The organism is Streptomyces sp. NPDC088725, from assembly GCF_044751305.1.
GTDB lineage: Bacteria > Actinomycetota > Actinomycetes > Streptomycetales > Streptomycetaceae > Streptomyces.
Genome location: NZ_JBIVLO010000010.1, coordinates 21,604 through 42,397, shown reverse-complemented (window position 1 = coordinate 42,397; position 20,794 = coordinate 21,604). Strand labels below are relative to the sequence as shown.

Genomic DNA, 20,794 nt, shown 5'->3' with positions numbered 1-20,794 from the left:
CCTCTCTGGGCTGCTGTTCGGCTGTTCCGCATGTCCCGCGAAACCGCAGGTCCGCGATGACGCCACCGCCTCCAGGCTCTCCCCAGGACCGCGAGTGTGCGACCCGGGCCCGGGTCGTGACCGGCCGGGCGGGCGACGCGCCGCGGTGTGGCCGGCATCCGCTCGCGCTGGGCGCGAGCCCGGGGTTAGCGCGCCGTGGCCGTCGCCGTCCGTGTGCTGCCGGGAGCCGGGGGTACACGCGGTTACATGACAGTCACCAAAACAAGCGTTCTTGTCCTCGACTGCTCCGAACCCGCCGAACTGGCCGAGTTCTACTCATCGTTCTTCGACGCGGAGGTCCGGATCGGAGCGGATCCGGACTTCGTCGAGATCGTCGGCCACGGCGGCGTCCATCTGGCGATCCACCGGGATCACGGCTACGCGCCCGCGAGCTGGCCCCGGCCCGAGACCTCCCAGCAGGCACACCTCCGGATACTCGTGGCCCGCGAGGACATCGATGAGGCGGAGCGTGAGGCGATCGCGCTGGGCGCCCGGCCGATCGAGACCAAGGACAACGGCGGCCCCCGGGACGTGCGCGTCTACTCGGACCCGGCCGGGCACTCCTTCATTCTGGCTGTCAAGCCATGACGCTGTCCGGTGCACTACATCAGCGATGCGGTGCACCGGACGGCACCTGCGAGAACGCGTGCGGCGGGCTCAGCCGCCGAATTCCCTGATGACGGCGGCGTTGAACGCCTTCAGATCGTCGGGCTTCCTGCTGGTGATCAGTGTGCTCGGCGCCGAGGTGCAGACCTTGACCTGTTCGTCCACCCAGGTGCCGCCCGCGTTGCTGATGTCGGTCCGCAGGCTCGGCCAGGAGGTGAGGGTCCTGCCTCCCAGCACACCGGCCTCCACCAGCGTCCACGGGGCGTGGCAGATCGCCGCCACCGGCTTCCCCGCGTCGAAGAAGCCCTTCACGAACGCCACGGCACCGGTGTCCGTCCGCAGGGCGTCCGGATTGGCGACCCCGCCCGGCAGCACCAGGCCGTCGTAGTCCGCCGCCGACGCCTCCTTCACCGTCGTGTCGACGGGGAAGGTGTCCGCCTTGTCGAGGTGGTTGAACGCCTGGATGCGGCCCGGATCGGTCGAGACAAGCACCCGTTCGCCGCCGGCGTCACCCACGGCCTTCCAGGGTTCGGTCAGCTCGACCTGCTCCACACCCTCGGTGGCGACCAGAAACGCTACGCGCATGCGACTCACATCCTTGCCTCGTCCGACACGCCCATGTCCGCCCGCCCTGCGATCCGCGTCTCGTCCGGCGGCTTCCGCGCACCGCGACGACAAGGGCCGACCAGCAAGATTCTTGCCGATCCCGGACACATGGGCGCGTCGAGACGATTCGCTCCGCAGCCCGGCCAGGGGTCCGGTGCGTCAGCAGGGCTGGCGTACGGCCTCCCGCCGCGCCGGCGCCGTCCAGTCCACGATCTGACCGCAGATGTGTTCCGGCGTGCCGGTGCCCGCCGGGCACGGGCATCCCGCGTGGTACCTGCGCACGACCCCCTCCACATCCAGGTGGACCCCGAAGCCGGGGTGGGACGTGAGCCGTTGGGCGTACGCCCACAGGCGCGGGTAGTGCGCGACGCACTGGCCGGCGACGGTGTCCAGATGGGGCCGGTGCACGGTGTCGAGCAGCATCAGCGTCACCCACAGCTGTACGTCCGCGGCGGTGGGCCCCTCGCCGAGCACGTACGCGCGGCCGTCGAGCCGGGCTTCCATCGAGTCCAGCGCGGTGAAGAGCGTGCGCAGGGCGCCGTCGCGCTCCGCGCCACCGGTGTCCGGGTCTCCGGCGCGCGCCGCTGATTCGCCGATGTCCGTCTCGCAGAGCCGGGCGACCGCCTCGATGTCGTCCTCGGCGCCGCACGGGCGCAGGTCGGGGCCCCGGCCGCCGAAACGTCCCGCCAGGTCACGCAGGATGTCCGGCGCGTACGTACTGACGATGCGTCCGGTCCAGCTGTCGGTCAGCACCGGCGCGGCCGCCGGTCCCGGGTGGTGGTGCGAGCTGGCCTCGTACAGCGGGCGCAGCGCCGCGTAACCGCCTGCGGGGCCGTCGGGTACGGGTGGCAGCACGGTCACGGGGACGGCGTCACGCAGGCCGAGCAGGCTGTGGGTGACGGCGATCTGGAGACAGTACGGACAGGTCTGCGAGAGGTACAGGCCGTAGCGGTGCGGCACGGCGTAGTGGCCGCTGCGCGCGTCACGGCCGATCCTGCCGCGGATCGCGGGCCCGGTGGTCGGTGAGGTGGCGGACGGGGATGTGGCGGACATGCGTCTCCCTGCGGTCCTGGGGATGATGCTGCTGTGGAGGCGTACGAGGGGATGGTGCTGCGGCTGAGGCGTACGAGGGGATACGGATACGGCCCATGCCGGGCGATCGGCATTCACGGGGGAAGCGGACAGCGCGGGCGCCGGCGGAGCGGTCGCCGTATCAGCTGAGGGGACCCGCCGCGCTGCAGACGCGCAGCAGATCGATGTGGCGACGGGAGGTCAGAAGGGGCAGCGACTGGGCCATGACGGCCGCACAGTCGGTGTCGAGCCCCGAACGTCCCATTCCCGCCCACCCGTTCGCCAGAGTTCCGCTCTTGAGTCTCGTTCCGCTTCTCCGCGCCGTCAAGGGCGCCTCCCGGACGGAGTCGGCCGGGAAGCGGCGGGCAGACTTTCCCTGTTCTGGCACCACTCGCCGGCGTCCGGTGAACCGGCCGGCCGGCATGGAGGAGAAACAATGGAGTACGTACGTCTGGGCGGGTCGGGACTCGAGGTGTCGAGGGTCATTCTCGGCTGCATGAGCTTCGGCGATCCGCAGCTCGGTGCCCACCCCTGGTCGCTCGGCATCGACGAGGCCCGTCCGCTCGTCCGCCAGGCGGTCGAGGCGGGGATCACCACCTTCGACACCGCCAACGTCTACTCGCTCGGATCCAGCGAGGAGTTCACGGGCAAGCTGCTCGGCGAATTCGCCCGCCGCGAGGAAGTCGTCATCGCCACCAAGGTCCACGGCCGGATGCACCCGGGTCCCAAGGGGGCCGGTCTGTCCCGCGCCGCGATCTTCGCGCAGGCCGAGGCGAGCCTTCGGCGCCTGGGCACGGACTACATCGACCTGTACCAGATCCACCGGTACGACCCGCACACGCCCATCGAGGAGACGATGGAGGCGCTCGACGATCTCGTCCGCGCGGGAAAGGTGCGCTATACGGGCGCCTCCTCGATGTGGGCCTGGCAGTTCGCCAAGGCTCAGCACGCGGCCCAGCTGGGCGGCTGGACCCGCTTCACCTCGATGCAGGATCAGTACAACCTCCTGATGCGCGAGGAGGAGCGGGAGATGCTCCCGCTGTGCCAGGACCAGGGGGTCGGCGTGCTGCCCTGGAGCCCGCTGGCCCGGGGCCGTCTCACCCGGGACTGGGACGCCACCACCCGGCGTACCGAGAGCGACCGGTTCGGCGGCACCCTCTACCGTCAGGCGGAGGACTCCGACCGCGCGACCGTGGAGGCCGTGGCCGCGCTGGCGGAGCAGCGCGGTGTCTCGCGTGCTCAGATCGCGCTCGCCTGGCTGCTGCACCAGCCCGCCGTCACGGCCCCGATCGTCGGTGTCACCTCGGAGCGGCACCTCGCCGACGCCGTGGCCGCCACGACGCTGCGCCTCGACGACAAGGAGCTGAGCAGTCTCGGCGAGCACTACGTGCCCCGCGCCGCGGAAGGTTTCTGAACCGCTCCGAATACATGTGTGGTGAGAATCCGGAGTGAGAGCGGAGAGACAAGCACTCCGGCGTCTCCCGTGAAATGAACGCAATCGATCTTATGCGCGGTTATTCATTCGGGACCCACCGGGAAAACTCCGCTTCCGGGCCTCCGCATCGTGTGGGATGCTGGGGGTATCCGGATTTTCCCTTCTCCCTGCCGAGGCACTATGCGCTGCGTCATCGCCCGCTTCCCCTTCGAACTGGTCAAAAGCGAGGTGCAGCAGTCGATGAAGGGCATCAAGCCCGAGCCCATCACCGGAGAATCCGTCGTGATCAGCCGCCGGAGCTATCCGGTCAAGCAGGTCGGCGAGGTGATCACCCGCCAGGACCGCCGTGATTTCACCGCCGGTGAAGTGGTCAGGGCGCTGACGCGGCTCGGCTTCACCTGCCGGACTCTGCCCGAGCCGGTTCCCGAGGCAGCTCCCACGCCGGTCGAGGCCGCGTCGGCCCTGCTCGGCTCCCCCGCCGTGACCGGCTGACGCCACTCGCGCGGACACGGAAGGACGAACGCCCCGGTACCGGCCTGGAAAGGCCGGTACCGGGGCGCGACGCTGTCCGGCGCGAGACTGCCCGTGTGTGGACTCAGGCGGCGCTGATGCGGGGCGCGGCGGACGGCGCCGTGCCCGTGGCGCGCGTCCGCGAGGAGGACGAGCCCGAGGAGCGGCGGCCCTGGCCGGAGCGGCCGCGGCCGCGGGAGGACGAGGGTCCGCGCTTGGCGCGCTCCACGACCGGTGCGGAGATCGTGACGGGCACACCCGAGGGGGCCTGTGCACCGGTGATCCGGCTCAGCTCCGCCTCGCCCGACCTGACCTGCGCGATCTGCGGGGTGATGCGGGCGTCGGACATCAGGCGGGTCATCTCACGGCGCTGGTTGGGCAGCACCAGTGTGACGACGCTGCCGGACTCGCCGGCGCGCGCGGTACGGCCGCCGCGGTGCAGGTAGTCCTTGTGGTCGCTGGGCGGGTCCACGTTGACGACGAGGTCGAGATTGTCGACGTGGATACCGCGGGCCGCGACGTTGGTGGCCACCAGCACCGTGACATGCCCGGTCTTGAACTGGGCGAGGGTGCGCGTGCGTTGGGGCTGCGACTTGCCCCCGTGCAGCGCGGCGGCCCGTACACCGCTGTTCAGCAGGTGCTCGGTCAGCCGGTCCACGGCGTGCTTGGTGTCGAGGAACATCAGCACCCGGCCGTCGCGCGCGGCGATCTCCGTCGTCGCGGCGTACTTGTCGGCGCCGTGGACGTACAGCACGTGGTGTTCCATCGTGGTGACCGCGCCCGCCGACGGGTCGACGGAGTGGACGACCGGGTCGTGCAGGTAACGGCGCACCAGGAGGTCGACGTTACGGTCCAGCGTCGCCGAGAACAGCATCCGCTGGCCGTCGGGGCGCACCTGGTCGAGCAGTTCGGTGACCTGGGGCATGAAGCCCATGTCGGCCATCTGGTCGGCCTCGTCGAGCACCGTGATGGAAACGCGGTCGAGCTTGCAGTCGCCGCGCTCGATGAGGTCCTTCAGACGCCCGGGTGTCGCGACGACGACCTCGGCGCCGCCGCGCAGCGCGCTGGCCTGCCGGCCGATCGACATACCGCCGACGACCGTGGCGAGCCGCAGCCGCAGCGACCTGGCGTACGGGGTGAGCGCGTCGGTGACCTGCTGCGCGAGTTCCCGGGTCGGCACGAGGACCAGGGCCAGCGGCTGCCGGGGTTCGGCACGCTGTCCCGCGGTGCGCACGAGGAGCGCGAGACCGAAGGCGAGGGTCTTGCCGGATCCCGTACGTCCGCGGCCGAGGACGTCACGGCCCGCGATCGAGTTGGGCAGGGTGGCCGCCTGGATCGGGAACGGCTCGTTCATGCCCAGGCTGGTGAGCATCTTCAACAGCGCGTCAGGCATGTTCAGTTCGGCGAAGGTGCTGACAGCGGGCAGCGCGGGGGTGATGGTGACCGGCAGGGCGAACTCGCCCTGCTGCGCGGCGGGCCGGCGACCGTAGCCACCGGACCTGCCGGGTGCGCCTGAGCGGCCCTGGCCGCCGGAACGGCCCGCCGACTGTCCTCCGAAACGGCCGCCCTGGCCGGAACCGGCGGAGCCGCCCGAGCGTGTACGGGAGTAACGGTCGTTGGTGCGAGGTGTGCGGTTCACGCAGAACCTTTCTCGATGCGGCGCGTATCGAGAATTCCTGGCGGAGTAAACGCACAAAGAATCGCAAGAACGAGCCGAAGAAACAAATGAATAAGGAAGCCTCGCCGGGGTGAAAAAGAGCCGGAACCGGCATGTCGAATGCACGGCATCCGCCGAACAAGGCGGTGGGTTGGCGGAGCGCGCGGCCGGGGAGGGCCTGCCTCCGGCTGACACCGGGACGCGGCCGGACCGGCCGCCGTCCGCCGGGTCAGCGGACAAAAAGCAACGTAGCTGGGGCCCGCATCCCAAGGAGCGGGCCCCAGCTACGTCTTGTGCTTCACATCAGGCGGGAGTGATGTTCTCCGCCTGCGGGCCCTTCTGGCCCTGCGTGACGTCGAAGTTAACCTTCTGGCCTTCCTGAAGCTCGCGGAAGCCCTGGGCGGCGATGTTCGAGTAGTGAGCGAAGACGTCGGCGCCGCCGCCGTCCTGCTCGATGAAACCGAAGCCCTTTTCCGCGTTGAACCACTTCACGGTGCCACTAGCCATGTCAGATCTCCTTCGGGGCAATGCCCGGAGGCTCGCACTGTGCAAGCCCCACGTCGCCGCGATGATTACCACGTCCGGTACGAGACCGGAAATACAAAAGCGCACCCGCCGGCACATGTCGCCAGCAAGAGCACTTGAAGTCTTTGGGAACCACAACTGCAACTGAGATCAACAGTAGCACGGGGCGACCGCCCCGGCATGGTAGATCCCATCACTCCGCCTGTCATGCCATAAATCCTCACCGCGCATTGAACGCATTTCTGTAGCTGCGGCAATAGATATTCTCGCGCGGGAATCAGAAACCGGAAGACCGGCCCCGGGGCCCGGCGTCACGGCCGGGCATCGGGGTCCGGGGTCAGGGCCGCTGCTCGCTGTGGCCGCAGATCCAGGCCAGTGCCGCGTAGACGCCCTGGATGTAGTCGCGCGGCACCGTGCGCTGGGTGGCGTCCTCCAGCTGGACCGCGGCCGCGTCCGTCTCCGCGGTCAGCAGGGACAGATCGGGGGCGCCCGTGACGGCCGCGCCTGTGACAGGCGCCACATCCCCGCGCCCGAGGGCCCAGAGATATCCGGTCAGGGCGCCCCGGGACAGCTGGGTCTGCTGGGTTGTTCCCTCCCCGACGGCCGCCAGCGCCCGGTGCGCTTCCTCCACCTCGGCCCACGGCCTGATCCCGACGTTGTTCCGTTCGCTGTGCTGCTCTGCCTGTTGAGTGGTCATACCGGTACGTCTGTCCTCTCTTGGGCGAGGGATGTCTGTTCCATGGTGCGCAGAGCCGCCCTGACCTCGCTCGCGGCCGAGGCATCCGGCGCTTCCCAGCCCCGTACGGCGATGGTGGCGCTCTCACCGGGCAGCAGCGTCAGCAGTCCCTGGTCGGCGCGGGCCGCAGGGGCGAGCCTGTCGGCCTGGAGCAGCAGGTCACGCAGCAGAGTGCCCGCGGTCACCACGACATCGGTCCGGTCGCCGCGCCGGATCACCTCCACGTCGTAGCGCGGCGCCGGATACGCGAAGTCCCGGTCCCGTACGGGGAAATGCACGGCGCGCGAGGTGCCCGCGTCGGCGACGAGGAATTCCCGCGCCGACGTGGCGTCGGGCACCAGTTCGCCGGGCACCGGGACGTGCGCGACGCCCCGGCTGTGGGCCGAGAGCATGATCCCGGTCTCGGCGAGCACCTCACCGCCGGCGGACATCCGGCGCAGCCGTACGTCCGGCTGCCAGGCTTCGGCCGACTGGTTGACGGCGACGACGGCGAGGCGGCCCTGCCTGGTCTGTACGGTCAGCAGCCGGTCGGCGTAGACACGGCGCAGTTCGTACCAGAGCGGCTTGAGCCTGGCGTCGCCGTCGACGGCGGCCCATGAGGTCACCGGCCAGCAGTCGTTGAGCTGCCATACGATCGTGCCCGCGCACACCGGCCAGTGGGAACGCCAGTGTTCGATGCCGGTGGCGACAGCACGGGCCTGGTTGACCTGGGTGAGGTAGTGCCAGCGGTCGAAGTCGCCCGGGAGTGCGAAGTGGCGGGCGAGTCCGCGCTCCAGCTTGCCATTGCCGTCCGCCGCCTTCTGGTGGTGCAGGACGCCGGGTGAGTCGGGGGCCAGCTCCTCGTCCGGCAGGGCGCGGCGGAGTGTGGCGTACGCGGGTGGCGCCTGCCAGCCGAACTCGGCCACGAAGCGCGGCACTTCGGCGAGGTAGTCGGTGTAGTCGGTGCGGTTCCACACCTCCCACGAGTGTGTCGTGCCGTGGGCCGGATCGTTGGGATGGCGGTCCCAGGAGCCCGACCACGGGCTGCCCGCCCAGTACGGACGGGTGGGGTCGGTCTCGGCGACGACCCGGGGCAGCAGGCCGAGGTAGTAGCCCTCGCCCCAGGACGCGCCGGCGAGCCGCTGTTCCCAGCCCCAGTCGCGGAAGCCCCACAGGTTCTCGTTGTTGCCGTTCCACAGCACGAGGCTGGCGTGGGGCATGAGCCGGGTGACGTTCTCCCGTGCCTCCGCCTCGATCTCCGAACGCAGCGGCTGTTCCTCGGGGTAGGCGGCGCAGGCGAAGAGGAAGTCCTGCCAGACCATCAGGCCCAGTTCGTCGCAGACGTCGTAGAAGTCGTCGCTCTCGTAGATGCCGCCGCCCCAGACCCGTACCAGGTCGACGCCCGCTTCGGCGGCCTGCGTGAGGCGTTCACGGTAGCGGCGGGGAGAGATCCTGGAGGGGAAAACGTCGTCGGGGATCCAGTTCACACCGCGTGCGAAGATCCGCTCACCGTTGATGACGAGGGTGAATCCGGTGCCGTGCTCGTCGGGCGAGGTGTCGAGTGCGACGGTACGGAAGCCGACGCGGCGCGACCAGCGGTCGATCACGGCCCCGCTCTCGTCGTGGAGCGTCACCACGCAGTCGTGGAGCGGCTGTCGGCCGTACCCGCGCGGCCACCAGAGGTCGGCGTCCGGCACGGTCACGGCCAGGGTGGCGCTCGCACCGTCGAACCCCAGGGACGCACGCCGGCCGCCGACCTGCACCTCGGCCACCAGTGGGCGGCCCGTTCCTGACGCGGTGCGTTCCACCTCGACATGGACGTCGACGCGGCCGGTGGTCCCGTCGACGGTGACCTCGGGGCGCACCCGCGCGAGACGCGCGGTCGACCAGTGCTCCAGGCGCACGGGCCGCCAGATGCCCGCGGTGACCAGGGTCGGCCCCCAGTCCCAGCCGAAGGAACAGGCCATCTTGCGGATGAACTGGAACGGCTCCGGATACGCGTTGGGCCGGGCACCCAGCTGTTCGCGTACGGATTCGGCCTCGGTGTACGCGGAGGTGAAGCGCACGGCGAGTGCCGTGGACCCGCTCGCCGGCCGGTCGGTGATGTCGAAGCGGTAGCCGCGGTGCATGTTGCGGGTCCGGCCGATCACTTCCGCGCCGAGGCTGATCTCCGAGGCGGTGTCGAGGCCGTCGAAGACGAGGTCGGTGCGTTCGTGCGCGGTGGGCCGGGGCCCGAGTCGCGTCTCGTACGTCCAGTCCGCGCGGCCCACCCAGGCCACCTCGTCCTCGTTACGGCCGAGGAAGGGGTCGGGGATGAGGCCGGCGGCGAGCAGATCGGTATGGACGCAGCCCGGGACCTGTGCGGGAATCGGGGACGTACCGACGGGCTCGGACCCTTCGGGTGCCCGGTAACCCCCGACGGCCTGGGAACCTCCGGGTGCCGGGGATCCCTCGCGCCGCAGTGTCCAGCCCCCGGTCAGCGGGATGAGCCTCTTCAGCGGATCAGCTTCATTCGCGACGGTCATGATACGCAGAGTATTCATCCGGTCCCGGCGGCGTCACGTCATGACGGGCTGATCCGCCGGCCGCTACGGACGGGGCGGCTTCGCGGCGGTGTCGAGGAAGAAGGAGTCGATCCCCTGGACGGAGTGGATGAATTCGTCGAGATTGACGGGCTTGGTCACATAGGCGTTGGCGTGCTGCCGGTACGCGTCCTCGATGTCGTCGGGCGCGGCGGAGGTGGTCAGCACCACGACGGGGATGCTGCCGAGGGCGGCGTCGTCCTTGAGGACCGCGAGCAGTTCCCGGCCGTTCATCCTCGGCATGTTCAGGTCGAGAACGATCAGATCCGGGCGCGCACGGGCCGGATCGCGCAGGTACTCCAGGGCGGCGACCCCGTCCTCGACCTGATCGATGGTGCGGGCCATGCCCCGCTCCACGAGCGCGTCCTCGATCAGCATCGCGTCGGCGGGATCGTCCTCGACGAGAAGGACGCTGTACGGACGGTCTGAGGCGAAGGCGTTCACAGTGGGGCTCCTGCGGTCGGGGGTGGGGAGGGGACGGGAAGCGGGCCGTGCCGTGAAGACCAGTCCCGGCCAGCGCTGACGGGCGCCCTGCCGGCTGATGCCCCACGCCTCGCCCAGTTGCGGGTACTTCGCACCGGCTTGCGCCGCCGCTGTGGCCTGCTGTCTCGCGCAGCGGTCCACCGCCCGGTCGAGGTAGGCCAGAGCACGCAGACGGGCGAGCGGTCCTTCGTCGTCGCGGCCCGCGGCCGCGCCTCCGGACACCGCCGCGCCCTCCCCCGCTCCGTCCGCCGGAAGCCCGAAGGCCTGCTCCGTCAGCCTGCGGACCAGTTCCTCCACTGCTTTCTCGGCGAGTTCGGTCAACTCGTCGTGATCGGGAACGGTGGAAAGGTCACGGGCCATGACCGAACCCTATGGGTGCGGACCGTGCTGCGACAACACCCGTTGTCATGCAACGGTACGCTGTGCCACGTCCGGCACCGGCCGGGCCCTGCCAGGAGGAGACCTCACCGTGAGCACCATGGACACCGTGGGCCATGAAGAGTCCTCGCGGAGCGTGGACTCTTCGCCGTCCGCGTCATCGCGGTGGACGACCCGGCGCTGGCTCGGCGTCGGGACCGCTGCGGCACTGGCGGTGCTGATCGTGCTCTCCGGGTGCGGGGCGTGGATCTTCGCGCACTCCACCGCCATCAATGGCCGTCTCGTCGACCGGAGTACGCCCGCGCTGATCGCCTCCGCGCAGCTCGAAAGCGCTCTGGTCAATCAGGAGACCGGTATTCGCGGGTACGGAATGACGGGACGGGACGAGTTCCTCGCGCCCTACCGCGACGGACTGACGCGGCAGAAGAAAACGACACAGCAGCTGGAAAAGCTTGTCAGTGAGGGCACCACGGCCGCGAAGGACCTCGCCGAGGTGCGGAAACGGGCCGCGTTCTGGCAGTCCACGATCGCCCGGCCCATCGCCGCGTCCTCCGAGCCGGTTCCGTTCGCGACGGCCCACGCAGAGGACGGCAAGCGCGCCTTCGACTTCGTACGCGAGGCGGTCGCGACGCAACAGCTGCACCTGCAGGCCGAACGGGATCTCGCGCGCGCCGACCTCCAGCACGTACGAGCTCTGCGCAACTGGACCTTCAGCGCCATGGCCCTGGTCATCCTGGCCCTCACAGGCCTGGTCTTCGCGGGTCTGCGCCGGGGCGTCACCGAGCCCGTGGACCGGCTCTCGTCCGATGTCCGCCGCGTCGCCGACGGAGATTTCGCCCACCCGGTGACCGGTACGGGCCCCGCCGATCTGCGCCGGCTCGCGGCCGATGTCGAGTCCATGCGCCGCAGGCTCGCGGACGAACTGGCCTTCAGCGACTCGGCGCGGACGAGTCTCAGCGAGCAGGCCGCAGAGCTGCGCCGCTCCAACTCCGAGCTGGAGCAGTTCGCTTACGTCGCCTCCCACGACCTCCAGGAGCCGCTGCGCAAGGTCGCGAGCTTCTGCCAGCTGCTGGAGCGCCGTTACGGTGACCGGCTCGACGACCGGGCCAGGCAGTACATCGCCTTCGCGGTGGACGGGGCGAACCGTATGCAGGGGCTCATCAACGACCTCCTGGCGTTCTCACGGGTCGGACGGCTGCTCGCCGACCACAGCCCGCTGGGCCTCCAGGAGATCTTCGACCGCTCCGTGGACTCGCTGAGCATGGCGGTCGAGGAATCCGGGGCGGTCATCACGCACGACCCACTGCCGACGGTTCACGGAGACCGGACGCAACTCGGCATGCTGTTGCAGAACTTGCTGGGCAACGCCGTCAAGTTCCGGGCGCCGGAGCGCGCGCCCTCGATCCACCTGGGTGCCCGGCACGTCGACGGCGCGTGGGAGTTCTCCGTCTCCGACAACGGCATCGGTATCGACGAGGAGTACATCGAGCGGGTCTTCGTGATCTTCCAGCGGCTGCACACGCGCGAGCAGTACACCGGGAACGGCATCGGCCTCGCCCTGTGCAAGAAGATCGTCGAGTACCACGGTGGCGCCATCGCCATCGACCCGGGACACCGCCCGGGCACCCGGGTGACCTTCACCCTGCCGGACCACGCGAGCGGCGACGCCGCCGTACCGGCGCAGGCGGCGGCTCAGGACCGGGCCGTCACCGCCGCGCCGTAGCCGTTCGCGTCGCAGCCGCTCTCCTGGCAGCCGTCCGCGGCCCGCGTCACACCGCGCGGCCGCGTACGGCGTCGGCCTGTCGGCGCAGGCGCTGCAACGGGGTGGGCGGCAGCTCGCGGGCCGCGCCGCGCGCGTAGTAACGCTCGACGTAGAACTGTCCCCCGGACAGGACCGTGGTCACCGCGATGTACCAGAGGGTCGCCACCATCAGCAGGGGGATGACCTGGTAGGTGCGGTTGTAGATCAACTGCACCGAGTAGAGCAGATCCTGGACAGCCAGCACGCTGATGATGCTGGTCCCCTTCAAGGTGCCGATCAGCATGTTCCCCGCCGTGGGGACGATGGAGCGCATCGCCTGCGGCACGACGATCCGGCGCAGCACCCGCCACCGGCTCAGTCCCAGCGACTGCGCCGCCTCTGTCTGTCCCGCGTCGACCGAGAGGATGCCTCCGCGTACGACTTCCGCGGCGTAGGCCGCCTCGTGGAGTGTGAGGCCGACCAGCGCGGTGAAGCTCGCACCGAAGAGGTTCACGGTCTTGAAGGTGAGGAATTCGGGGCCGAAGGGGATGCCGATGCCCAGTGTCGGATAGAGGGCGCCGATGTTGAACCAGAACAGCAGCTGCACGAGCAGTGGTGTGGAACGGAAGATCCACACGTATCCCCAGCTGATGGCGCGCAGCACGGGGTTGGCCGACAGGCGCAGGACGGCGAACACGGTGCCGATGAGGAAGCCGAGGACCATCACCGCCGCGGTCAGCCAGAGGGTGAGCACGAGGCCGTCCAGGACGGCCGGGGTGGTGAAGTAGTCACCGACCACGTTCCACTGGAACCTCTCGTTGCGGACGACCGAGTTGACGACCATCGCGAGTACCAGCAGGGCGACGGCGGCCGACAGCCACCGGCCGGGGTGGCGGCGGGGAACGATACGCAGTGCTTCGTCGCTGCCCGGCGGGTCTTCCGTCCGCTTCGAACTCTTCGTGGGATCCGATGACTTCGGGGGTTTCGCGGGTTCAGGGGAGAGCGCGTCGGGGACGTTCGCGACATCGGGAGATGCGGGCATGGAGGGCTCCGGCGGAAGATGCGGTCGACGGGGGTGGGGTCATCGCGCCACACCGCGTCCCTCAACACGGCCGGTACGGCTCATGGTTCGCGCCCGAGCCGTACGCCCTTTCGATCGTACGTGCGGCAACGGCACTGTCAAGGAGCGCTCCGGTGCCGGGCTCGGCCTGCCGCCCACACTCCGAACGGCTGTTGACTTCGGGATACGTGCCGTGCTCAATTGACTCCATGCAGAAGCAGCTGCCGTTGGTCACCCGCGGACACATCGACTTCGGTCGCGTGTGGTCCGCCTCCTGTTGCGCCTGACCCGGCAGCGGGCCGCCTGACCGGCCCCTCCCTCCCTCGGTGACCCCGTCGCGGGCCGAGCACCTCCGCTTCACCGGGCGCACGCTGCCGCTCCATCTCCGACACACCACGCGCCACAGCCCCAGGTCGTCTCGCGCCGTCCGTTGTCACGCACCGTCCCGCGCCCACACGCTCTTCGTCGGCACAGCTGTCCGCTGTCCGCTGTCCGCTGTCACACACTGCCTGCTGCCCGCCGTCACACACTGCCCGCGTCATGCCTCGCGCCGGCCGTACGCCTGCCTCCGGGCCGGAGTGGCCCCGCTCGCCCTCCGCCGGTCCCTCTTCTCCGCACGAAAGGCCCGTCATGCCTGTCGAGTTCCTGGGTATCGCCGCCACTCACGACGGATCGGAGACGAATCAACGCTCCGGTGCCGCGTTCGACAAGGAGTACACACTCAAGCTCGCCCGCGCCCATGAGGACCATGGCTGGGACCGCGTCCTGTTCGCCTACGGATCGGGCTCGGCCGACCCCGCGCCGGCCGCCGCCTACATCGCCTCCCGCCTGGACAGGCTCCAGATCCTGCTGGCGCACCGGCCGAACGTCTCGTATCCGACGTACGCGGCCAAGACGTTCGCCACACTGGACCAGATCAGTGACGGTCGTCTCACGGTCCACTTCATCACCGGTGGCAACGACCATGAGCAGCAGCGCGAGGGCGACACCCTTACCAAGGACCAGCGGTACTCCCGCACCCGCGAGTACATCGACATCGTCAAGCGGATCTGGACCACCCATGAACCGTTCGACCACGTGGGTGAGCACTACCGCTTCCAGGACTTCGTCAGCGATGTCTTCCCCGTCCAACAGCCCCGGCCGCAGGTGTCGTTCGGCGGTTCCTCCGAGGCCGCCTACGCGGCGGGCGGCGCCGAGGCGGACATCTACTGCCTCTGGGGCGAGCCGCTGGAGAAGACGGCGGAGCAGATCGAGGCCGTGAAGGCCGCCGCGCGCGCGGCCGGCCGCACCACCGCTCCCCGTATTCAGGTGGCCTTCCGGCCGATCATCGCGCCGACGGAGGAACTCGCCTGGGAGAAGGCACACCGGACGGTCAACGCCATCAAGTCCCGCAGGGGGAAAGGCGAGTCCGCTGTCGTACGTCACCACCGACAGGGTGCTCCCGAGAACACCGGATCGCAGCGGCTGCTCTCGATCGCCGAGTCGGGTGAGCGCTACGACCGGGCCCTGTGGACGCCGACCGCCGCCGCGACCGGGGGCGCCGGCAACTCCAACGCCCTGGTCGGTACACCGGAGACGGTCGCCCAAGCACTGCTGGACTACTACGACTTGGGCGTCGACATCCTCTCCGCGCGCGGCTACGACCTGCTGGGCGACGCGATCGACTTCGGACGGTACGTCATTCCGCTGGTCCGCGAAGAGGTGGCCAAGCGGGACGCCGAGGGCGCCGCACGCGGCGCGCGTTCCCTCGTGGAGGCCGGCTGATGAGGTCGGTCGCCGAGTCCGGTGGTTCGACCTGGGTGCGTACGAGGGTGGGTGACCCGCTCGCGCGGCCGATGCTGCGGGAGCTGGGGGACGAGTACTCCGCCCGCTACGGCAAGGACGCGCACGGCGAGCTGGCCCGTTATCCGGCCGAGGAGTTCGACCCGCCGCACGGTGTCTTGCTGCTGTTGCTGGAGGACGGCGAGCCCGTCGCGGGCGGGGCCTTCCGCCGCTACGACGACGTCACCGCCGAGCTGAAGCGAATCTGGACCCACTCAGCCCACCGCCGGCGCGGGCTGGCCCGCCGTGTGGTGGCGGAGCTGGAACGCGTCGCCTCCGTGCGGGACTACCGCCGGATCTACCTCACCACCGGGCCCCGCCAGCCGGAGGCCCGCGGGCTGTACCTGGCCACCGGGTACACACCGCTGTTCGACACGGCGGCGGACCCGGAGACCATCGGCCCCCTCCCGTTCGAGAAGCACCTCACGCGCCGTCGCGCGGCTTCCACCCAAGGAAAGGCGTAACCCCGTGCGCACCCTGACCGCGACTACGAGCCCGCGCCGGGCCGCGCGCCCGCGCGTGGCAGCCGTTCTGGCCGCCGCTCTGCTGCTGCCCGTCCTGGCGGGCTGCGGTGACGACTCCGCGTCCGGGCGGGAGAGCGGCGCCGCCGCGTCGGCACCGTCGGAGGACGTCACCGCCTCACTGAAGAAGGACCCGGCCCTGGCGAAGCTGCTCCCCGAAGACGTGCGGAAGCGGGGGACCCTGCGGATCGCGACCTCGGTGGGTGCTCCGCCGACCGCGTACTTCCCCGACGCGTCGAGCAAGAAGCCCGTCGGTCTGGACATCGACATCGCCGACAGTGTCGGCAAGCTGCTCGGGCTGAAGCTGGACCGCCAGGAGGCCACCTTCGACGCGATCCTTCCCGCGCTCGGCAGTGGCAAGTACGACGTCGGGACAGGCAACTTCGGTGTCACCGACGTGCGGCGCAAGACCATCGACTTCGTCACGTACATCAACGACGGGCAGGGCTTCGCCGTCCGCAAGGACGACACCAGCCTCTCCGAGGTGACCCGGCTCGACCAGTTGTGCGGCAAGGTCGTCGGGACGGGGGCGGGCACCACCTTCGAGGCGACCCTGAACGCGAACAGACACGTGTGCGCCGACGCGGGCAGGAAGCGGTACTCGGTCAAGGCGTTCTCCGACAACGGCGCGATTCTCACCGGCATTCAGCAGGGCCGGATCGATGTGGTGATGGGGACGATCAACGGCCTCAGGTACCAGGCGGCTCAGTCGGCGGCCGGGGTCAAGTTCCTCGGGGAGTTCCACCGTCTTGACGTCGGCTTCGCCTTCAAGAAGGGCTCGCCCGCGCTCAAAGCGTTCCAGGGGGCGGTCAACAAGCTGATCAGCGATGGCACTTATGACCGGATCCTGGCCAAGTGGGGCACCACCGACTCCGCCATCGAGAGGTCCGAGATCAGCCCGCCGGAGAAGAAATAGCCGTCAGCGGCCTTGTTCACACACGCGGAGAGAGGTTCCAGCGATGAGCAGCGACAGCGCTCTGATGGTCGATGTGCACGGCGTCCACAAGAGGTTCGGCGCCCTTGAGGTACTGCGCGGTGTCGATCTCCAGGTACGCGCCGGGGAGGTCGCCGTCGTACTCGGCCCCTCCGGCTCGGGGAAGTCGACACTGCTGCGCAGCATCAATCACCTGGAGAAACTGAACCGGGGATACGTCAGCATCGACGGCGAACTGATCGGCTACCGCCGCTCGGGCGACAAGCTGCACGAGCTCAAGGAGCGGGAAGTCCTGAAGCAGCGTACGCACATCGGGTTCGTCTTCCAGAACTTCAACCTCTTTCCGCATCTGACCGTGCTGGAGAACATCATCGAGGCGCCGGTCGCGGCACTGCGCCGGCCCCGCAAGGCCGTGGTCGAGCAGGCGGGGCAACTGCTGGAGCGGGTGGGCCTCGGCGAAAAGGCGGGGGCCTATCCGCGGCAGCTCTCCGGTGGTCAGCAGCAGCGCGTGGCCATCGCGCGCGCCCTGGCGCTGGAGCCGAAGGTGCTGCTCTTCGATGAGCCCACCTCGGCGCTCGATCCGGAGCTGGTGGGCGAGGTCCTCGATGTCATCAAGGACCTCGCGCGCTCCGGTACCACGATGATCGTGGTCACCCATGAGATCGGCTTCGCCCGTGAGGTGGCCGACACCGTCGTGTTCATGGACGGCGGTGTGGTCGTCGAACAGGGGCCGCCCGCCGAGGTGCTGGACCGTCCGCAGCACGTCCGCACCAAGGCGTTCCTGTCCAAGGTCCTCTAGGCCGTGTCTTCAAAGTGGCATCCGGCCCCGTCCTCCGGGCGGACGACGCCACTTTGAAGACACGGCCCAGCGGCACACCACGACACGCCGCCTCACCACACATCGCACCACAACACAACGGAGCAGGCCATGAAGTTCTCCGTACTCACCATCGTGGGTCATGCCCCGCATCCCCTCACCGGCGAGCTTCTTCCCGCCGCCGACCGGCTCCACGAAGTGGTCGAGCTGGGCGTCGAGGCGGAGCGGTTGGGCTTCGACGCGTATGCCGTCGGGGAGCGGCATGCCGGGCCCTTCCTGTCGTCCGGTCCCACGGTGATCCTCGGTGCGATCGCGTCCCGCACCACCACGATCCGGCTGCTGACCGGGGTCACGGTCGTAGCCGTCCTGGACCCGGTGCGGGTGGCGGAGGACTATGCGACGCTCGATCAACTCTCGCGTGGCCGGATCGAGTTGGTGATCGGGAAGGGCGCGGAGGCAGGCCACTTCGACCTCTTCGGGCTGGACGAGGAGTTGCAGTGGGAGTACCAGGCGGAGAAGTACGAGCTGCTGCGCAGGCTCTGGCGCGAGGAGAACCTCGACTGGGAGGGCCGGTTCCGTCCGCCGCTCAAGAACGTCACGACCGTGCCGCGCCCGTACGAGGGTCCGCCGCGTGTCTGGCACGGTTCCGCGACGAGCCTCAACTCACCCGAGCTGGCGGCGAAACACGGCGATCCGCTCTTCACGGCCAACGCCATCCAGCCCCGCGAGGCGTACGCGCGGCTGATCAGGCACTACCGCGAGAAGTTCGAGGAGTACGGGCACGACCCCGCGCGGGCGCATGTCGCGGCGGGTTCCGGCGGCCTCTACATCGCGGACACGACAGAGCGCGCGATCGCGGACATCAAGGAACTGTACGAAGCCCGCGTACGCCAGAACTTCAAACCGCGTCTGGTGGGAAAGGCCGGCTACAACACACCGTTCCGCACAATCGAGGAGGCGGTCGGAGACGGCCCCCAGCTGATCGGCGGTCCGCAGCAGATCATCGACAAGATCCTCGGCTACCACGAGGTCTATCAGCACGATCTCCAGTCCGTCACCGTCGACGGACTCGGCCTGAGTCTGTCGGCGCAGCGTGAGCAGCTTCAGCGTTTCGCCGAGGAGATCGCTCCGGTGATCCGCCGCGAGGCGCCCACCGCGCTGTGGGCGGAGGAGACGGACGGGGCAGGCGACGCGGACAAGGCGAGCCGGGTGGACGAGTCGCGGGCGTAGAGCGCCAGGCGTAGAGCGGCGGGCCGGCCACGACAGCCGTCGCGCCGGAGTGCGGACGGCCGCGGCCACACTGAGCCCGCACACCGGGTCCTCCGGCGCGGTTGGTAGCCTCGGCGCGAGCCCCGCCGGTCGGGGCGGCAGCGCGCCTTCGAACCGCTTCACAACGGGAGTTTCCCATGGTCACGACGATCCGCAGGGCAGTAATCCCCGCCGCCGGACTGGGCTCTCGCCTTCTCCCGCTGACCAAGGCGACGCCGAAGGAGATGCTGCCCGTCGGCGACAAGCCCGTCATCGAACACACCGTCCGGGAACTCGTCTCCTCCGGGATCACGGACATCACGATCGTCGTCTCCGGCGGCAAGGGGCTCATCCAGGACCACTTCCGCCCCAACCCCGCCCTGGTCGACCAGTTGCGTTCGGACGGCAAGACCGCCTACGCGGACGCGGTGGAGGAGGTCGGCGAGCTGTCCCGGCTCGGCCACATCACCTATCTGGACCAGCACGGCCCGTACGGCAACGGAACGCCCGTCCTGAACGCGGCGCGGAACTTCGGCGACGAACCGATCCTGGTCCTGTGGCCCGATGACGTCTTCGTGGCCGAGATACCGCGCGCCCAGCAGCTGATCAGGGCGTACGAGGCAACCAGCTGCCCCGTCCTGGCCCTGATGCCGATGGCGCCCGCGGACTCCCAGCGCTACGGCGTACCGGTGGTCAAGGAGGATCTGGACGACGGCCTCCTGCGCATCACCGGACTGGTCGAGAAGCCGAAGCCGGAGGACGCGCCGTCGGCGTTCGCGGCCATCGGTGGCTACGTCATCACGCCGGGCATCGTGGACGAGCTGCGCGAACAGACGAAGCGCTGGCACGAGCACCGCGAGGGCGAGATCTACCTGACCGACGCCATCAACGCGTACGCGGGCAGCCGTGCCGTGTACGGGCAGGTCATCCAGGGTGCCTGGTACGACACCGGTAACCCGCTCGCCTACCTCACCGCCCAGTTCGCCGCGGCTCTGGCCGACCCGGAGTACGGCCCGCACCTGCGCAAGCTGGCACAGGGCCTCGACGCGCAGGACAGGACGCCCGGCTCGGTGTAGACCTGTCTTCGGTCTTCCGGTCCGGGTCGGCGAAGCCCGGGCCGGACCGGAGAGCGCTTACCCCTGAATGGTCCTTTACGGGCCGATACGGTTCAGCACGTATCGGCAAGGGTTTTCCTGTGGTAATTAACATCGAGCCGCCACGCCCCACCCCCCACCCGTAGGCGGCCCGATGAGAGGAACTGCCTTGCGCAGAACCACATCCAGGCGTGTGACCTCCCTCCTCAGCTCCGTCGTCGTCGCCGCGGCCGCCGCGGTCGTGGCACTGACACCGACCACCGCGGGCGCCGCCGAATCCAATGGCGGCGTCCGCATCATGCCGCTCGGTGACTCGATCACCGACGGGTTCACCCCACTGCCCGGCGGCTACCGCATCGGCCTGTGGAATCAGCTCGGAAGCGCCGGTTACCAGGTCGACTTCGTCGGCTCGCAGTCCAACGGCCCCGCGGAGCTGGGCGACCACGACCACGAGGGCCACTCGGGCTGGCGTATCGACGAGCTCGACGCGAATATCGTCAACTGGCTGAACGACAGCGACCCGCGCACCGTGATGCTGCAAATCGGCACGAACGACATGAACCAGAATTACGACATCGCGAACGCTCCGGCGCGGCTGTCCACCCTCATCGATCACATCCGCGCGCAGAAGCCGGACGCGGAAGTGTTCGTCGCGACCATCACGCCGGAGTCGAGCCCCGACCTCGAGAACCGTGTGGAGGCGTTCAACGCGGCTCTGCCCGCCATCGTGGGCGGAAAGGGTTCACGGGTCCATCTGGTCGACATGTACGGGGCGTTGACCGCTGACGACCTCGCCGACGGCGTCCACCCGTCGCCCGCCGGCTACGCAAAGATGTCCACGGTCTGGTACGACGCCCTGCGTTCGGTGCCCGGCAGTCTCGTCCCGCTCGCGGCGCCGCAGTCCGGCTGACGGACCGGGCCGGGTGACGGACCGGGGCCGGGTGACGGACC

19 protein-coding genes are annotated in these 20,794 nt (G+C 69.5%); 11 read left to right on the top strand and 8 right to left on the bottom strand.

All coding sequences use genetic code 11. The features are described 5' to 3' along the window. Nucleotides 1-246 precede the first annotated feature (246 nt). The gene (locus tag ACIP6N_RS23600) at nt 247-627 is read left to right on the top strand and encodes a VOC family protein (protein ID WP_401818446.1); all 381 of its coding nucleotides are present in this window, start codon (nt 247-249) and stop codon (nt 625-627) included. A 69-nt stretch (nt 628-696) separates the two neighbouring features. On the opposite strand, the gene ACIP6N_RS23595 is transcribed toward ACIP6N_RS23600, so the two are convergent. Together ACIP6N_RS23595 and ACIP6N_RS23590 are read right to left on the bottom strand one after the other, a co-directional pair. Continuing rightward, complete coding sequence (locus ACIP6N_RS23595; protein WP_401818445.1) at nt 697-1,230, bottom strand: type 1 glutamine amidotransferase domain-containing protein; 534 nt, start codon at nt 1,228-1,230, stop codon at nt 697-699. A gap of 180 nt (nt 1,231-1,410) precedes the next feature. Continuing rightward, entirely contained in the window at nt 1,411-2,304 is an 894-nt protein-coding gene (locus tag ACIP6N_RS23590; RefSeq protein WP_401818444.1) for a glutathione S-transferase C-terminal domain-containing protein, read from the bottom strand. Between the two features lie 454 nt (nt 2,305-2,758). Here ACIP6N_RS23590 and ACIP6N_RS23585 point away from each other — a divergent pair, with 454 nt between their 5' ends. Both ACIP6N_RS23585 and ACIP6N_RS23580 read left to right on the top strand, forming a co-directional pair. Then, nucleotides 2,759-3,736: an aldo/keto reductase gene (locus ACIP6N_RS23585; RefSeq protein ID WP_401818442.1), complete on the top strand. Its 978-nt coding sequence runs from the start codon at nt 2,759-2,761 to the stop codon at nt 3,734-3,736. Nucleotides 3,737-3,937: 201 nt separating this feature from the next. Next, a complete protein-coding gene (locus ACIP6N_RS23580) occupies nt 3,938-4,249 on the top strand; it encodes an SCO5918 family protein (protein WP_401818440.1) in 312 nt (103 codons plus the stop codon). Between the two features lie 103 nt (nt 4,250-4,352). Here the strand turns inward: ACIP6N_RS23580 and ACIP6N_RS23575 are convergent, their stop codons facing one another. The 5 genes from ACIP6N_RS23575 to ACIP6N_RS23555 all read right to left on the bottom strand — a co-directional run bounded on the left by ACIP6N_RS23575 (nt 4,353) and on the right by ACIP6N_RS23555 (nt 10,589). Then, nucleotides 4,353-5,906 carry a DEAD/DEAH box helicase gene (locus ACIP6N_RS23575; protein WP_401818437.1) on the bottom strand — a complete coding sequence of 518 codons (1,554 nt, stop codon included), beginning with the start codon at nt 5,904-5,906 and terminating at the stop codon, nt 4,353-4,355. A 321-nt stretch (nt 5,907-6,227) separates the two neighbouring features. Then, complete coding sequence (locus tag ACIP6N_RS23570; RefSeq protein ID WP_401818435.1) at nt 6,228-6,431, bottom strand: cold-shock protein; 204 nt, start codon at nt 6,429-6,431, stop codon at nt 6,228-6,230. Nucleotides 6,432-6,786: 355 nt separating this feature from the next. Beyond that, the gene (locus tag ACIP6N_RS23565) at nt 6,787-7,146 is read right to left on the bottom strand and encodes a hypothetical protein (protein WP_401818433.1); all 360 of its coding nucleotides are present in this window, start codon (nt 7,144-7,146) and stop codon (nt 6,787-6,789) included. Continuing rightward, nucleotides 7,143-9,689, bottom strand: a complete 2,547-nt coding sequence (locus tag ACIP6N_RS23560; protein ID WP_401818431.1) for a glycosyl hydrolase 2 galactose-binding domain-containing protein — start codon at nt 9,687-9,689, stop codon at nt 7,143-7,145. The genes ACIP6N_RS23565 and ACIP6N_RS23560 overlap by 4 nt, the downstream gene beginning before the upstream one ends. A gap of 63 nt (nt 9,690-9,752) precedes the next feature. Then, a complete protein-coding gene (locus ACIP6N_RS23555; RefSeq protein WP_401818429.1) occupies nt 9,753-10,589 on the bottom strand; it encodes a response regulator in 837 nt (278 codons plus the stop codon). Between the two features lie 118 nt (nt 10,590-10,707). Between ACIP6N_RS23555 and ACIP6N_RS23550 the strand changes: the two genes are divergently transcribed. Next, nucleotides 10,708-12,330: an ATP-binding protein gene (locus ACIP6N_RS23550; RefSeq protein ID WP_401818822.1), complete on the top strand. Its 1,623-nt coding sequence runs from the start codon at nt 10,708-10,710 to the stop codon at nt 12,328-12,330. Between the two features lie 46 nt (nt 12,331-12,376). Here ACIP6N_RS23550 and ACIP6N_RS23545 read toward each other — a convergent pair whose 3' ends face one another. Further along, nucleotides 12,377-13,390: an amino acid ABC transporter permease gene (locus tag ACIP6N_RS23545; RefSeq protein ID WP_401818427.1), complete on the bottom strand. Its 1,014-nt coding sequence runs from the start codon at nt 13,388-13,390 to the stop codon at nt 12,377-12,379. 648 nt (nt 13,391-14,038) lie between these two features. Between ACIP6N_RS23545 and ACIP6N_RS23540 the strand changes: the two genes are divergently transcribed. The 7 genes from ACIP6N_RS23540 (at nt 14,039) to ACIP6N_RS23510 (ending at nt 20,753) form a co-directional block, all read left to right on the top strand. Further along, nucleotides 14,039-15,172 carry an LLM class flavin-dependent oxidoreductase gene (locus ACIP6N_RS23540; protein ID WP_401818425.1) on the top strand — a complete coding sequence of 378 codons (1,134 nt, stop codon included), beginning with the start codon at nt 14,039-14,041 and terminating at the stop codon, nt 15,170-15,172. Further along, entirely contained in the window at nt 15,172-15,693 is a 522-nt protein-coding gene (locus tag ACIP6N_RS23535; RefSeq protein ID WP_401818424.1) for a GNAT family N-acetyltransferase, read from the top strand. Before ACIP6N_RS23540 ends, ACIP6N_RS23535 begins: the two co-directional genes overlap by 1 nt. Before the next feature lie 13 nt (nt 15,694-15,706). Further along, on the top strand, nt 15,707-16,666 hold the full coding sequence (locus ACIP6N_RS23530) for an ABC transporter substrate-binding protein (RefSeq protein WP_401818819.1): 960 nt from the start codon (nt 15,707-15,709) through the stop codon (nt 16,664-16,666). Nucleotides 16,667-16,709: 43 nt separating this feature from the next. Beyond that, complete coding sequence (locus ACIP6N_RS23525) at nt 16,710-17,483, top strand: amino acid ABC transporter ATP-binding protein (RefSeq protein ID WP_401818422.1); 774 nt, start codon at nt 16,710-16,712, stop codon at nt 17,481-17,483. Nucleotides 17,484-17,612: 129 nt separating this feature from the next. Further along, nucleotides 17,613-18,731 (top strand): LLM class flavin-dependent oxidoreductase, encoded by a 1,119-nt coding sequence (locus ACIP6N_RS23520; protein WP_401818420.1) that lies wholly within the window; start codon nt 17,613-17,615, stop codon nt 18,729-18,731. Nucleotides 18,732-18,907: 176 nt separating this feature from the next. After that, a complete protein-coding gene (locus ACIP6N_RS23515) occupies nt 18,908-19,825 on the top strand; it encodes a UTP--glucose-1-phosphate uridylyltransferase (RefSeq protein WP_401818418.1) in 918 nt (305 codons plus the stop codon). Between the two features lie 211 nt (nt 19,826-20,036). After that, a complete protein-coding gene (locus tag ACIP6N_RS23510) occupies nt 20,037-20,753 on the top strand; it encodes an SGNH/GDSL hydrolase family protein (protein ID WP_401818415.1) in 717 nt (238 codons plus the stop codon). The last annotated feature ends 41 nt before the right edge of the window (nt 20,754-20,794 follow it).

Bases quoted from the DNA above. Each gene is read 5' to 3' on its own strand.
- ACIP6N_RS23585 (WP_401818442.1), top strand. From the start codon at position 2,759: ATGGAGTACGTACGTCTGGGCGGGTCGGGACTCGAGGTGTCGAGGGTC.
- ACIP6N_RS23535 (WP_401818424.1), top strand. From the start codon at position 15,172: ATGAGGTCGGTCGCCGAGTCCGGTGGTTCGACCTGGGTGCGTACGAGG.
- ACIP6N_RS23545 (WP_401818427.1), bottom strand. From the start codon at position 13,390: ATGCCCGCATCTCCCGATGTCGCGAACGTCCCCGACGCGCTCTCCCCT.
- ACIP6N_RS23590 (WP_401818444.1), bottom strand. From the start codon at position 2,304: ATGTCCGCCACATCCCCGTCCGCCACCTCACCGACCACCGGGCCCGCG.
- ACIP6N_RS23565 (WP_401818433.1), bottom strand. From the start codon at position 7,146: ATGACCACTCAACAGGCAGAGCAGCACAGCGAACGGAACAACGTCGGG.
- ACIP6N_RS23515 (WP_401818418.1), top strand. From the start codon at position 18,908: ATGGTCACGACGATCCGCAGGGCAGTAATCCCCGCCGCCGGACTGGGC.
- ACIP6N_RS23600 (WP_401818446.1), top strand. From the start codon at position 247: ATGACAGTCACCAAAACAAGCGTTCTTGTCCTCGACTGCTCCGAACCC.
- ACIP6N_RS23540 (WP_401818425.1), top strand. From the start codon at position 14,039: ATGCCTGTCGAGTTCCTGGGTATCGCCGCCACTCACGACGGATCGGAG.
- ACIP6N_RS23580 (WP_401818440.1), top strand. From the start codon at position 3,938: ATGCGCTGCGTCATCGCCCGCTTCCCCTTCGAACTGGTCAAAAGCGAG.
- ACIP6N_RS23595 (WP_401818445.1), bottom strand. From the start codon at position 1,230: ATGCGCGTAGCGTTTCTGGTCGCCACCGAGGGTGTGGAGCAGGTCGAG.
- ACIP6N_RS23525 (WP_401818422.1), top strand. From the start codon at position 16,710: ATGAGCAGCGACAGCGCTCTGATGGTCGATGTGCACGGCGTCCACAAG.
- ACIP6N_RS23570 (WP_401818435.1), bottom strand. From the start codon at position 6,431: ATGGCTAGTGGCACCGTGAAGTGGTTCAACGCGGAAAAGGGCTTCGGT.
- ACIP6N_RS23555 (WP_401818429.1), bottom strand. From the start codon at position 10,589: ATGGCCCGTGACCTTTCCACCGTTCCCGATCACGACGAGTTGACCGAA.
- ACIP6N_RS23520 (WP_401818420.1), top strand. From the start codon at position 17,613: ATGAAGTTCTCCGTACTCACCATCGTGGGTCATGCCCCGCATCCCCTC.
- ACIP6N_RS23560 (WP_401818431.1), bottom strand. From the start codon at position 9,689: ATGACCGTCGCGAATGAAGCTGATCCGCTGAAGAGGCTCATCCCGCTG.
- ACIP6N_RS23550 (WP_401818822.1), top strand. From the start codon at position 10,708: ATGGACACCGTGGGCCATGAAGAGTCCTCGCGGAGCGTGGACTCTTCG.